The organism is Bowmanella pacifica, from assembly GCF_014645355.1.
Classification (GTDB): Bacteria; Pseudomonadota; Gammaproteobacteria; order Enterobacterales; family Alteromonadaceae; genus Bowmanella; species Bowmanella pacifica.
The window spans coordinates 256,677-271,177 of sequence record NZ_BMLS01000005.1; the positions used below are offsets into that span (position 1 = coordinate 256,677).

The following is a 14,501-nucleotide window of genomic DNA, read 5'->3' on the forward strand; positions in this document are numbered from 1 at the left end:
TTGAGGGCGCTCAAGCATGGTTAGACTTTAAACTGGCTCACCAGCCGTTGCAGGTCCTCACCTAGCTTTGCCAGTTCCTGACTGGCGTTGGACGTCTGGGCAGCAGATACCGCGTTTTGCTCAGACAAGCCGTGGATGTTGTGCACATTACGGTTAATGTCTTCTACTACGGCAATCTGCTGCTCCGCGGCGGCGGCTATTTGGATATTCATCTGTGAAATGGTATCCACTGATTGGGTTATCGCGTCTAGGGCGTGGCCAGCCTGTTGGGCTTGTTCAACTGTCTCGCCGGTACGCTGTTTACTTTGTTCCATGGCTTTTACGGCGTTGTCGGCACCGGATTGCAGTACTTTTATCAGCTCTTCGATCTCCTCGGTGGAGTCATGAGTACGCTTGGCCAGAGTTCTTACCTCGTCGGCAACCACGGCAAAACCGCGCCCCTGGTCGCCCGCACGGGCCGCTTCAATAGCTGCATTTAACGCCAATAGGTTGGTCTGTTCGGCAATATTCTTGATGATCTCCAACACCGCGCCGATGTTCTCTGTTTGGCCTTGCAACTGCAATATTACCTGGGCAGAGGCGTCCACATCTTTGGCCAGTTGCTCAATGGTTTGCAGGGTCATACTAACAGTACGATTTCCTGACTGTGACTGACCGTTGGCATCCGTGGCGGCCAAAGATGCTTGTTCAGCATTTTGCGCTACTTCACGCACTGTGGCCGTCATTTCATTGATGGCGGCGGCTACCTGTTCGGTTTCATTTCGCTGCTCAGAGACGTTTGAACTGGACTGTTCGGTCACTTGCGACATTTCCTCAGCAGCCGCAGCAACCTGCAAGGTGGCCGCACTGATTTGGGAAACCGTATGCTGCATCTTCTCAACAAAGAGATTGAAACTTTCCGCCATCTGGCCTAGTTCATCCTGGCTTTGCACCGGAAGACGCTGAGTCAGATCACCTTCGCCTTCGGCAATATCACGCAATACGTTGTTAACCAAAAGAATAGGGCGTACGACACTTCGTGTGATTAGGTAAGCAAGGCTCAAACCAATAATAACGGCTAACAAGGTTAGTACGGCGATAGTCCAGGTGGTGGTTTGTATTGTTGCCTCAGTTTCTTTGCCTTCCTCTGCCAGCGAGGCAAACACACTGTCACTTAGTGATACGGCGTTACCGGCTAGCTGCGGCCCCAACTGGTTGAGTTTCTCAATGGCATTGTTTCGCAATTCGATGGCACTGGCGGTCTGCTCCGCTGCTGCAGCGTAGCTGTTGATATCGGTGAGCGCCTGCGTAAGGATACCCTGATGGTCAGTATTGGAAGCATCTTTCTGTAATGACGTCAGCCATTTTAGTGCCAGTCCGATTTCTTCCTGAGTGGTAATTAGATTGGCCTTATCATTGTCCGTTAAATACATATACAAATGGTATTTGGCACCCAGCATATCGGTGTAGCCCTTACTGGCCGCATACAGGTACTGCTGATTGGCAGTTTGCTGCATGGCATCGAGCAGCTTTGCTAAGCCTTGTTCAATGCGGTTAGCCAGCGGCTCAATACGTTCCGACACCAAGCTTTGACGGCGCTGCATATTGGCTACGACCTGCTGATGAAAGATGTCGTTGTATTGATTGTTAAGACGCACGATTTCTGCCAGCGTCTTGACCCTTTCGGGATGCTGGATACTTGCCTGCGCCTGTTTAATCAATTCTTGCAGCGTGGCGTCTTCCTGCTTGTAGCGCTCGACAGTGCTTTGCTGGCCGGTTTTGACATAATCTTTTACCTGCATGCGCTTACGATAGATTTGACGCATCATGGTTGAGGCCGTGCCGGAGTCGGGTGCGAGATCCTGCGTGATCCCCTGCACCGATGTATCGATGTCACTCAGTTCAAGATAGGCAAATATCCCCACTAATGTCATGATCACTAGGATCAAACTCGGGGATATCATACTCTTGAGGGTGACGCTGAGATGGCTAAGCAGGCCGGCTTTCGATGCGCTCATGTACAGCTCCAAGAAATAGATGTGAGGCGAAAGGCATTGTTAAGTTATCGTCAGTATTGTGCCAAAGTTTATGAATAATCCTTTGCGTCGAATCAATAAAAGTATTGAATGACATACTATTTTATATCTTGAAACCAAAGACTCACTATGCGTTGATTTTGGCATGGCAGATTTATTGAATAACGGGCTTTCGTCTGCGCATGCTAAATCTTTTTTGTGACAATATGGTGTCGTGAGAAAGCCTTGGTTTAGTAAGACATTCGGGTTGATATTCTAATGCAAATGAGTGTGGGTCCACCTTGTGTATCCTATATCAACGCGTTTTACGACATCCTTACCTGCGCATCGAAAGGTACTCGTTCAGATACGTTTGCTCTTTCCATTCGGGCTTGCTTTTTACTTATGTGGAATACCTACACCATGTTTGCTCAGCCTAGTACAATGGACCAACATCTGCTGAAAAATTATGCTTGAAAGGTTAATGCACTCTCCTATGTCACTTATCGGAAACTACCTTTTACGCTGCGCCTCTTTACTGGCGCTGAGCCTGTTCGCGGTGCCGCTCAAAGCAGAGTCTCTTTTACCTTGTGAAAAGATCGAAGGGCGACCTTGTATCGCTTTAGTACTCGGCGGCGGTGGCGCGCGCGGGGGCGCGCACCTGGGGGTAATTAAGGCCCTGGAAGCACATCAGATTCCGGTTGATATCGTGGTAGGCACCAGCATAGGTGCCTTTGTGGGCGGCTTGTATGCGTCGGGGAAAAGTCCGGATGAGATAGCCGAAATTTTCCAAGGATTACGCTGGGGAGATGGCTTTCGCGACCAGGTTTACCGCGACGAGATGCCAATGCGGCGCAAGCAACAACGTGATGAATACCCTATTCGTTTAGAGCTTGGGATTGGCCTGGATGGCGTGCGGGTGCCCAAGGGAGTGCTTGCCGGTCAGGCCATGGCCGATTTGGTGGAGCAGGCTTTTGGGGTGCAATCGGATTGGGTGCATTTTGATCGTATGCCCATTCCGTTTCGGGCCGTGGCCACGGATTTGACCAGCAGTGACGAAGTGGTATTGGAAAAAGGCAGCCTGCTGGCTGCGGTGCAAGCCTCTATGTCTATTCCGGGCGTGGTCAGGCCGATGAAGTTGGATGGCAAGTTGCTGGTGGATGGCGGCGTGGCCAATAATCTGCCGGTTAGCATTGCCAAAGCCCTCGGCGCCGACAGGGTGATTGCGGTGAATATTGATGGGCCGCTGAAAAGTGCGGACCAACTGGACTCGGCCTTTGCCATCACCGAACAGTTAACCAGTTTTCTGGTCAGGCAAGGGGTGCTCAGACAGCTGGCATTATTACAAGACACTGACCTGCACTTACGACCGGAATTTGACGATATCGGCACACTGGACTTTGATCGCATCAATGAGGCTGTGGCTGCCGGTAGTTTAGTGACCAATCAACATGCTGAGGCGTTGTTGCATTTCAGCCAAGATGCCGAGCGCTATCAACAGTGGCTAGTTGCACACCGCAATGCGGTGGTCGGCGAAATGGCCATCAACCGCCTTATTCTGGATAATCAAAGTCATCTGGATGATGAAGTGTTGATTGACCGTTTGGGCTATCAGGAAGGTCAAGCGCTTGACTCTAAACAGCTTCGTGACGGCATTCGCAGTATGTACGGTCTGGATACCTTAGAAAGGGTGTCCTACCAGCTGTATCATACCGATGAAAATGAAACCACCCTGGTGCTGAAGGCCGAAGAGAAGAGCTGGGGGCCGGGATACCTGAATTTTCGTTTTCGCCTGGAGGATGATTTTCGCAGTAACCGCCATGTCCAACTGGGAGCATCTTATACCCTGACTAATCTTTCCAAGCTCGGGGCTGAATGGCACTCGGAGCTTGCACTAGGGACAGATAAACTGCTCAGTACCGAACTGTATTGGCCGGTACGTAGTCCGGCGACGTTTTTTAGGGGTAAGGCCGTACGTGAAAGTGGCAATCTGGTGGTGGAGGACAACCGCGGTTTGTCGCTGGGCGATTTTTATCAGGAAGAGTTTATGCTCAGTCTGGATGCCGGATGGAATCTTTCCGATGATGCGGTGATGACGGCTGGTTGGATAGATAAAGACGGCAGCTATCGTTTACCGGCCTTTTTGGCCAGCAGTTTAGGTTACAACCACCTTCATTATGACCGCCAGGGGCCGCAGTTTGCTCTGGTATGGGATACCCTGGACAGCAATGCTTTTCCTACCCGGGGGGTTAAGTTAAGTGCTAAATACCAGTGGCTGGATGATCGTTTTTCCGGCCAGCATTCAGACAGTATCAATCAGTCCTGGGAGTTGGTGCTGGCCCGCCAGTGGCAGGCGCATCATCTCAAAACCCGCTGGCGGTTTGAGCAATATGAATCTGATGATGGTGATATCGCCTTAGAGCAATACTCACTAGGGGGCTTGTTCAATTTATCTGGTTACCCTAAGAATTACCTGTTCGGACCTAAGGTGGAGTTCGGCAGCCTCATTTATATGTATAAGCTGCATGAAGACAAGTTTGGTTTCTTTAAATCGCCTCTTTATCTGGGGATGTCGGTTGAGCGAGGCAGAGTGGAAGACAACTGGCTACAACCTGACGTGGCAAGCACGGCGCCTTGGATTTGGGCTGGTAGTATCTTTGCTGGTTGGGACAGCCCTATCGGACCGGTATTTTTGGGTTACGGTCAGGCTGAGGCGGAGTATCAGGATCGGGCTTATCAGCTGTATTTGTCGCTGGGGCAAAGCTACTGAGTATCGACCCTTGCCGCATTGAGGTCAGGGCGCCGCGAAGACACCACCAATCAACCAATATAGAAAGGCCTGCCCGAAGCAAAAGGCGCAGCGCCTGACAGAAAACTCGCATTCTTATTGGTTTGTAATGGCCGCTTTCTCGCTAACCTGCTGAGCCTGGAGCCATTGCAGCACCTTACGCATTACTCTGGTCTCGCAAAGCAAGCCAATATGACTGACAGCGAACAGCTTTACTTGCCGGGCGTTTGGCTGCATGGCATTTTTCAGCGGGTAAACCACCAGATCGTTGCGCGAGCCAAGCGTCATCAGGGGGAGCCCTGGTGCCAGTTGTGTCATATCCGGTAAAGCATGCAGGTCTGGGCTTGCCGGATGGAAAAGCTGTTTTAACCAGGGCAGGGCGAAGTCACCAACTATGGCGGTGCCTTTGTGTGGCGTACCAAGGGTGGCAACCGAAGCGATGAGTTTGGCATCCTCAGGGTGTTGGGTAAGCAACATACGAATCACCAAACCGCCCATAGAGTGGGCAACCAGATGTACCTTACCGCCATCGGCGACGTTGTGCAGCACCTTGTGCAGGCGTTGTACATAGCGCTCTACCGGAATATAGGGTTTACCCAGATTAATGCTGTAGGTACGAAACCCTGCTTGTTCAAGATACTGACGAAACGCCCAAAAACAGTTACCGTTCATATGTAGGCCATGTACTAGCAGCACCTTGCTACCATTGCCAGGCCTTAGCGGGTGAAGGCCTTTGCGATTTTTTGTCAGCAGATACCAACTGAGTTTTGTGACGGTGCGTACGATTTGCCAGACAAACAGTAAACTGCCCAGCGTGCCCATGGTGGCATAGTGCCCTCCGGTCATCTTGTAATGACGGCTGACCCGCCACTGTAACAACATAAAAGACAAGGCATAAAAAGCCAGGGTTAGTAAAACCAACAAGAGAGGGAAAATTAGCCACACATCCATGGAACAACCACCTTTCTGATTATTACTGCATTGAACCAGAGCCGCAGCAAACTGGCAACGTCGCGGCGATATGAACATAATGTAGAAGTAACTCATAACCGGACAGACTATGGTGCAATCCGTTGCCTTTAATTTCGCTATTCTGACGATTGCGACCCTGGCGTTTTATCTGTTTATTTTTGTGCTGCCTAAACAGCCCAAACGTCACCAGCACCGGGCGCTACTGTGCTTTCAATATTCTTTTGTACTGAGCTATCTGGCCTACGCAGGTCTTTGCTTACGTTACCTGGGATTCTGGGGCTTGTCGGTACTAACGGTAAACTTGTTTTTGCTGGCCGCATTTTATCTTTTTTATCAGGGGGTTAGGCTTAGGTTTAATGCGCCGCTGAATGGTCGTGCGGCTATGTGGGTTGCGACTCACCTTTTGTTGTTTACCTGCCTGCAATGGTGGCTGTGGCGTCAGGGCTACTGGGACGGTACCCGCGAACTGTTTGCCTTTATTAACCATACGGTGCCGTTACTGCTTACCCAGCAGTTTTTGTTTGCCCGGCGAGCAGCCCACAATGGTGGCGATCGTCTGATGCAAATAACCTTACTGTTGATCTGGTTGATGGTACTGGTGGTGATGCCAATCTATGCTTATGCCGGTCAGCCCTTTGGTGGCTTACTGGCCATGGCCACTTTGTTTACGTTGGCCCTGGAGTGCTTGTTGTTTGCCGGTGTGGCCATGAGCTATATCTATGATCTGATTGCCAAGCTTAAAGACGAAGCCTATACCGACAATCTAACCGGTTTAAAAAACCGGCGTTTCTTTAAACGTATATCCACTAGTCTGTTTTCCTCTGCTAAACGATATCAGTTTTCTATTTGCGTGATTCTGGCTGATATTGACGACTTTAAGGCGTTAAATGATGAGTTCGGCCATGCCGAGGGCGACATGGCCATCCGTCTGGTAGCCGACACACTGAAAAGTATTGTGCGGGCCGAGGATGTATTGGTGCGCTTTGGCGGAGAAGAGTTTCTGATTCTTATCCCTAATACCCATATTGACGAAGCCATGCAGGTTGCCGAACGAATGCGGGCCAGTGTGGCAGCAATAGTGCCTGAGGATACGCCGGTGTGCCGTGCTTTAAGTATGAGCATCGGCGTAAGCGCCGTTAAAGACTTTGATGATCTGGAGCATGCCATTCAACGAGCCGACAAAGCCATGTATCAGGCTAAGCGCCAGGGTAAAAACCGGGTTGAACTGGCCGGGCAGGGCAACCTGGCAATGGCCTAGCCCGGCAGCATGTGTTTGGATTAGTTTTCTATGCCAAAGGGGAGATCGTGGTAGCTGCAAGGCCTTAAGGTCTGGTCCGCGGTATGACTAAAACGACTGTCTTCGCTTGGCATCGCGACGATAGCGAGCGCTCCCTGTTGCCAGCGCAGCGGGGTTTGCGTGCCACAATGGCTGTCTAACTCTGTGCGCCACAACCCTGATGATGGCTGATTGCTGACGGGCTGTTTGGTCAGGCTAAACTGCCAGTTTTGCTGAGCGAACTGATAACTGGCCGTGTCCCCTGGATTGAGATAGTGACTCATGGCCACCAGTTGTCGTTTTCCACCTTGTAGCTTGTAGATACCCTGGGCGCTATCCACAATAAATACCCCGCCCCGTCCCGCTATCCTTAACGCAATGGACTGATTGCGCCACCCCACCAATAGGGCGGCCTGCTTATCTAAACCTATGCCAAAACGTGTGCCGGTATGCATCGCCAGCAGTGCCAATCTGCCCTGACCATCCTGCTCGGACAAACGGGTGTCGACAATGCCCAAGTTAAACAATCCCAGACCGCCTTGGGACAAGTAGCTTAAGTTATCCGCGGCGAGTTCTAGGCAAACCGAGATATTCTCGCATCCCAACGGAACGGCAAAGGCACCGTTTTGAAATGCCTGCACTGTGTCGCCGCCCACCAACATGGGAACGGGACGGTCTTCGTGTTGGCCACCCGATAATAAACGTATGGCCTCACCAGAGGCGGCTACCGCCAGACGATCGCTTTGTACCATACGACGCAGGGTCATGAGCATGGGGCCAGGAGCGCCATCGGGTTGGAAAAACCCCTGTACGGCGCGCAGTACATTGCCGTCAGCAATATATAAACCTTGCAAAGATTGCAGCGTCTGTTGCAACTGCTCGGGGGAGCGGCACAACTGATAACGTTGTTGATGGAGGGGCGACAAGGCTGCTTGGGCTACATTTGGATGGTTAAACTGGGCACAGCCTTGCAGGCCTTGCTGCTCAAGTACAAGGGCCTGTTGGTAATCTGCACTCAGTGGTAGCCAAATGGGGGTCGCCCCCAATTGTTCAAACCACTGCATATAGCGAGCTGCTTCGGTGAGCGGTTTGTCACTGCCAGCGGTGACTATACCTATATTGGGTTTAGTTCCATCGCCAGCTTGCCTGAACTTGGCCATCTCCACAAATAATCGATGGGCCGAGAATTGTGACGCCTTCTGGTTGCAGCCTGAGTCAGGCAGGCAGGTGGAGGCGTCTTTCCCCAACAGCAACAACTGATATTTATCGCCCTGAACCTCCTGCCATGGGGTCTCGGTGGTCTGCTGGGCATAGCATGAAAGACTTATCGCCAAAGCAAAGATTAGCAGGAGAAATGATCCGAGCGGATGTTGAAAACCCTGGCCTGTCATAATTGCTGAATTCTCGCACTTTTGTGTCATGTCACTGTCATTTGCCGATCTCATCACGAAATTTAGCCTCACTGTTCTTAATTTGTTCAATGCCTGGCCAGTATATTCTTACTCAAGCCAATAAGTAATATTACCTGTAAGTCATAACCTATTGATTATAAATGTATATGTACAAGAAGTTATGAATTTTTATGACGTCTTCCTGTTTTTATACCAAAGCACAGAATTGGATAAGTTTATTGCGCTGACCCTGGCATGGGAAAGCAAACTAACAAACACCATTCAACACTTTGTGAAAGGAAGGACAATGAAAACAAAACTAACCCTGCTATCTGTTGCCGTGCTGGCGTCGATGCAGGCAGTCGCAGCACCTGCTGATTCTATCGTACTGACCGGTGTTATTGACGGCCCGCTGACCGGAGGCATTCCTAAGGCCGTTGAACTTTATGTGGCCCAAGACATTGAAGACCTCAGCCAATGTGGTGTTGGCTTTGCCAATAATGGTGACGGCACAGATGGCCAGGAGTTTACCTTTCCTGCTCAAGCGGTTAGCGCAGGTACTTTTTTATACCTGGCTTCTGAGTCCGCCGGATTTACCAGTTTCTTTGGCTTCGCACCGGATTTTACCTCCGGCTATGCCGCTATCAATGGCGATGACGCCATTGAGCTGTTCTGTGATGGCGCCGTGGTGGATACCTTTGGTGAGGTGAATGTAGATGGTACCGGTCAGGCGTGGGATTACCTGGATGGATGGGCATACCGCGTTGCCAACACCGGCCCAGACGGCGACGCTTTTGCGCTAGCCAGTTGGACATTCAGTGGCACTAATGCCCTGGATGGCATCAGCAGTAACGCCAGTGCTGGCAATCCTTTCCCACTGAAATCCTTCGGCCCTGAGACAGATCCCGGCGATGGCGGTGATGGTGGCGATACCGGCGGTGAGGATGATGTGATTGACGGCAGTGTGTGCTTTAACTGTCCGGATCTGAGCAAAGTGGCTGATGCCACCCTGTTCAACGACAGTGAGTACTATGGCCAGGTACTGACCGCCATCAGCAACGGCAGCGATAGTGCTGGTGAAGTCAAAGCGTTGTTGAACGACACCATCAGCGTTGATCATCGCGTATTAAGCTATGCCCAAGTGTGGACTGCCCTGACGGTTACCGATGAAGACCCGCAAAACAGCAACAATGTGACCTTATTATACAAAGGCACTTCTCTTGCTAAATCCAGCAACGGTAGCGGCAGCCAGAGCAGCAACCCAGATAACTGGAACCGCGAGCACGTATGGCCGAAGAGCCATGGCTTTAACAGCCAGTCTTTTGAGGCGTACACGGATATTCACCATTTACGTCCCACCGATATTTCGGTGAATGCGTCGCGCGGCAATCTGGATTTTGACGCCAGCGATGCGCCATTGAGTGAAGCGCCGCAAAACCGCGTTGACAGTGACTCCTTTGAACCCAGAGATGCGGTTAAGGGTGATGTGGCACGAATGATGTTCTATATGGACACTCGTTATGAAGGCGCCGATGTGACGCCAGACTTGCAACTGGTTGACAGACTGACCGGCCCGGGTGAACCCGCTTTGGGTAAGCTGTGTCGTTTGATTGAATGGCACAATGCTGACCCGGTGGATAGCATAGAGCAAGATCGCAACAGCGCCATTTATGAATTCCAGGGTAACAGAAACCCCTTTATCGACCATCCGGAGTGGGTTGAGCTGGTGTACAGCGCTGAGAACTGTGACAGTGATAACGGTGGCGGCGACAATGGCGGTGGCGATCCTGACGAGCCAACCCCAGGTGAAGCTGGCCTGATCTTCTCTGAATATGTTGAAGGTGCAGGCGGTAACAACAAGGCCATTGAACTGTTTAATGCCTCGGGCGAAAGTCTGGACCTAGCTGGTTATCAGGTGTTGCTGTATGCCAATGGTTCAACTAACGCCGGAAACCGACTGGATCTGCAGGGAGCCCTGGCCCCAGGTGCGGTATACGTTATTGCCAACTCAGGCTCTAATGCTGAAATTCTGGCTGTGGCGGATACCACCGCGACCGTGACCTATTTCAACGGTAACGATGTACTGGAACTGCGTAAAAATGGCCAACTGGTTGACAGTTTCGGTCAGGTTGGTAACAGCCAGACTTTTGCTGCAGATGTCACGCTGGTGCGTAAAGCCGAGATTGTCAGTGGCGATACGGACTCCTCAGACGCCTTTGATTACAATCAGGAATGGTTGAATCTGGGCACCAACGTATTTTCTGACCTGGGCAGTCACAACGGTGACACAGGTGGAGAGCCTGGTGGTGATATTGGCCTGTGTGGTGATGAGGCCACCCTGATCAGTGCAATCCAGGGCAATGGTGCAGCGTCACCCATGCAGGATCAAAGCAAAGTCATTGAAGGGATAGTGACCAACGCGGTGCCAAACCTGCGTGGCTACTTCGTTCAGGAAGAGAGCAGCCAGTGGGATAACGACAATACCACCTCTGAAGGTATTTTTGTCTACCAGGGCAGCGACGCTAACCTGCCAGCGGTCGGCAGCGTGGTTCGGGTTAAGGGAAGCGTAACCGAATTCTTCAGTAGAACCCAACTGACGGCGGACGCCGAGCCGCTGAATTGCGGTACTGCGACCGTTGAGCCGCTGACCATCAGCTTGCCATTTGAGGATACCGCGCAGCCTGAGTCTTTCGAGGGCATGCTGGTTAACTTCAGCCACGTACTGACAGTTAACGACAACTACAACCTGGGACGTTACGGTGACGTAGGTTTGGGCAATGGCCGAAACTATATACCTACCAACGTACATGTGCCTGGCACGGCAGAAGCCATTGCCCTGGCAGAGCGCAATAAGCGCAACCGCATTACACTGGATGACACTATCAGTGCCCAGAACCCTAACCCGGTAATCTATCCAACCGGAGGGTTGTCTGCCCAAAATACGCTGCGTACTGGTGATAGCGTAACGGCGCTGGTCGGCAATATGGATTACAGCTTCAATGCTTACCGTATTATCCCGGCTCAGGATCCCACCTTTGTACACAGCAATGCCAGAACCGAGCGCCCTGAGTTGGCGCAGGGGAATGTCACTGTGGCCAGTCTCAATGTGCTGAACTTCTTTAATGGTGATGGTCAGGGTAACGGATTCCCCACAGCCCGTGGTGCCGATGACCTTAATGAGTATCAGCGTCAGTTGGACAAATTGGTACTGGCATTGGCGGCGATGGATGCCGATGTGATTGGCCTGATGGAAATTGAAAATGACGGTTATGGCCAAAGCAGCGCCATTGCTCAGTTAACTGCTGCACTGAACAATTATCTGGGTGAGGCGCATTATGCTTACGTCAATCCTGGCGTCAGCCAGATTGGTAGTGATGAAATTGCCGTAGGTTTGTTGTACAAGCCTGCCGTGGTTAGCCTGCAAGGGGCCAGCCGTCTGAATAACAGCAGTGTGTTTAGCCGTCCGCCGCTGGCACAGCGTTTTGCTTTGGCAGAAAACGGTGCGGAGCTGACAGTGGTGGTGAATCACTTCAAATCTAAAGGCTGTGGCGGTGCTAGCGGTGCCGACAGCGATCAGGGTGACGGCCAGGGTTGTTACAACGCCAGACGTATGGCGCAGTCTGAGGCCCTGATTGACTGGCTGGCGCAAGACGAGGAGTTAAGTGCTAACCCCAATCAGTTGGTGATTGGCGATTTGAATGCTTACGCCAAAGAAGATCCTATCCGTGCCTTTACCGGCAACGGCTTTACCAATCTGATGGAAACCCATGTGGGTGCACAAGCCTACACTTATGCCTTTGGCGGTGAGATGGGGTATCTGGACCACGCTATAGGTAGCGATGCCTTAGCCGAGCAGGTAGTGGATGCTATGGCCTGGCATATCAATGCTGATGAGCCACGCGCTCTGGACTATGACACCCAGTACAACCATCCACAGTTTTATGCAGCCAATACCTACAGAGTGTCTGACCATGATCCTGTGCTGGTGAGCCTGAACTTGTTGCCACCGCCTGTACCCGGTGACTTTGACGGCGACGGCGATGTGGATCGCCTGGATATGACCGGCCTGCTGCGTGCTTTGGCTGCCAAACAGGATATCGATATGTCATTTGATTTAAACCAAGACGGTATCGTCAACGTTCGCGATGCACAAATGCTGCGCCAACTTTGTACTCGTACTGGCTGTGCCACTGAATAAATAGTAAGGAGTAAACCATGAAAAAGCTGATTGCCCTGATGGGGCTATTGATGAGCCTGAATGTCCAGGCCGCCATAATCAATGTGACAACAGACCAAACTAACTATCAAGTGGGTGATGAAGTCACGGTCACTGTGACAGGTGAGAATCTGGCCGATATTACGTCTTTCCAGTTCGACTTGTTGTTTGACAATAGCGCCTTTGCCTATGTGTCGACCTTCGGCTCTGAGCTGGGGGACGCCTTCTCCTGGCCCTGGATGTTAACCGATGAAGCCAATGCCCTGGGGCGTGGCCTGGCGTTTGTCGATTGGGACTTTACTGGTATAGGTAGCAATGCCGTGCAGACTATTGCTAAGTTCAGTTTTACAGCCGTTAAATCTGGCGTGTTCGGCTTCGGTTTGGGCGGACCTGACACAGTATTTGGCGATATCAATAATCAGGATGTGCAGGCGAGTTTTGGCTCCCTGTCCAGCGTGAATGTTGCAGATGCCAGTGTGGTGTCTGAGCCTAGCGTATTGGCACTGATGCTGCTGGCCTTAATGGGGTTAGCCGGTGTACGTCGCCGCGCTTAAAATAACGCGCTGAAGTAGATGAAAACCCCGCTTAGGCGGGGTTTTTTGTGTGTGCCTTGGACAAGCTGTGCAACATACGCTGGAACAACCATTCAAGAGGACCACGGTCGAACAGGCGCAAGCAAATAAAACTAAACAGCACCGCAAACAGACAAAATATGCCTGCGGCGAGCAGCGCTATCTCAATAGATTGACTCCCCAGCATTCCCAGCGCTTCCAGCGTCCCCATGCCAATAATGACATGGGCGACATACAGGCTAAGGGCCATTTGTCCGGTTTTTACCAGGGGAGCACAAAGGCGTGGCGCCCAACTTGCCAGATGCTGGCACAGGCAAATTACCACCAGGGCACTGCCACTGGCCGACAGCATATATAAGGGCAGTGGCGGTATCATATCCGTGCTGACCAAGATACTTGCCTCCGTAAGTGCCTGAGGATCGGCAATAACGCTGTTCAGTAACAGGGAGCCCAGCCAGGACAGACCTTCCGCAGCGCCCCATAAACTGATACCCAGTAGTAGCAATACCTTTTGGGTGGCCGGCTTGTACCAGGCGCGTCTGCCCAGCCATAGCCCGAACAACAAAAACGCCAGCCAGGGAATAACAGGGTGAAAGCCGTTAAACAGAATACGTCGCCACAAGCCATCCCAGCTCCACATATTGTGATAGGTGAGGGTGGTCCAGTCCCAGTGACGGTCGTAGTCCAGCAGTAAAAGCATCAAAGGGAACAGCAGCACCAGGGCTATCGTCAGTTTCAGTAAGCGTCGGTCGGGAGTGAAACAGACCAAGGCCGTCAACATAAAGTAGCAGCCATAAAAATGCAGGATATCGGCCGGCCAAACCGGCAGATAGGCAAGACCGATAATCAATAGCAATAAGCCTCGTGTGAAGATCTCCTTCTGCACCTGACGTCGTATTGTCACTGAGTCGTTATGTCTTGCTTTGGCACTAATAAAGGCCAGGCCAATACCTGCCAGCACAACAAATAACGCAGCGGCGCGTCCTTCCAGCAAACTGCTAAGATAGAGCCACTGAGCATCGCCGGTGGTGGCACCCGTCACCAATTTGAAATTGACGATAACCATACCAAACAGGGCAAATGCCCTGGCAAGATCGAATCCCTGATTTCTGCTTTGCATTACATGCTTCCTTGAAGTATCCAGCATAAGGGTAGCGCGAAAGTACAAGGTAAACCGTGAGATAAATGTAAAAGGCTCTAGACTGTCTGTACAAGTGTTGTGCATCTCTTGGCACCAAGCGCTTCAAGTTATCTGTTCATGCCCTTAATTTATAGACAACCTATTGAATTTA

The 14,501-nt window shown here is 51.4% G+C and carries 8 protein-coding genes; 4 read left to right on the top strand and 4 right to left on the bottom strand.

Annotated features, from left to right (window positions below; genetic code table 11):
- Positions 1–20 precede the first annotated feature (20 nt).
- The gene (locus IEX02_RS15635; RefSeq protein ID WP_188697211.1) at positions 21–1,997 is read right to left on the bottom strand and encodes a methyl-accepting chemotaxis protein; all 1,977 of its coding nucleotides are present in this window, start codon (positions 1,995–1,997) and stop codon (positions 21–23) included.
- Positions 1,998–2,490: 493 nt separating this feature from the next.
- On the opposite strand from IEX02_RS15635, the gene IEX02_RS15640 reads away from it, so the two are divergent.
- Positions 2,491–4,764, top strand: coding sequence for a patatin-like phospholipase family protein (locus tag IEX02_RS15640; RefSeq protein WP_188697214.1), 2,274 nt, complete (start codon positions 2,491–2,493; stop codon positions 4,762–4,764).
- A 114-nt stretch (positions 4,765–4,878) separates the two neighbouring features.
- On the opposite strand, the gene IEX02_RS15645 is transcribed toward IEX02_RS15640, so the two are convergent.
- Entirely contained in the window at positions 4,879–5,733 is an 855-nt protein-coding gene (locus IEX02_RS15645) for an alpha/beta hydrolase family protein (protein ID WP_188697217.1), read from the bottom strand.
- Between the two features lie 109 nt (positions 5,734–5,842).
- Between IEX02_RS15645 and IEX02_RS15650 the strand changes: the two genes are divergently transcribed.
- Complete coding sequence (locus tag IEX02_RS15650; RefSeq protein ID WP_188697219.1) at positions 5,843–7,012, top strand: GGDEF domain-containing protein; 1,170 nt, start codon at positions 5,843–5,845, stop codon at positions 7,010–7,012.
- A 20-nt stretch (positions 7,013–7,032) separates the two neighbouring features.
- Here the strand turns inward: IEX02_RS15650 and IEX02_RS15655 are convergent, their stop codons facing one another.
- On the bottom strand, positions 7,033–8,364 hold the full coding sequence (locus tag IEX02_RS15655) for a type 1 glutamine amidotransferase family protein (RefSeq protein WP_188697222.1): 1,332 nt from the start codon (positions 8,362–8,364) through the stop codon (positions 7,033–7,035).
- Positions 8,365–8,728: 364 nt separating this feature from the next.
- Between IEX02_RS15655 and IEX02_RS15660 the strand changes: the two genes are divergently transcribed.
- Complete coding sequence (locus IEX02_RS15660; protein ID WP_188697225.1) at positions 8,729–12,619, top strand: ExeM/NucH family extracellular endonuclease; 3,891 nt, start codon at positions 8,729–8,731, stop codon at positions 12,617–12,619.
- A gap of 17 nt (positions 12,620–12,636) precedes the next feature.
- Positions 12,637–13,191 carry a cohesin domain-containing protein gene (locus IEX02_RS15665; protein WP_188697384.1) on the top strand — a complete coding sequence of 185 codons (555 nt, stop codon included), beginning with the start codon at positions 12,637–12,639 and terminating at the stop codon, positions 13,189–13,191.
- Positions 13,192–13,222: 31 nt separating this feature from the next.
- Here the strand turns inward: IEX02_RS15665 and IEX02_RS15670 are convergent, their stop codons facing one another.
- Positions 13,223–14,329, bottom strand: coding sequence for a DUF418 domain-containing protein (locus IEX02_RS15670; RefSeq protein WP_188697228.1), 1,107 nt, complete (start codon positions 14,327–14,329; stop codon positions 13,223–13,225).
- Between the last annotated feature and the right edge of the window lie 172 nt (positions 14,330–14,501).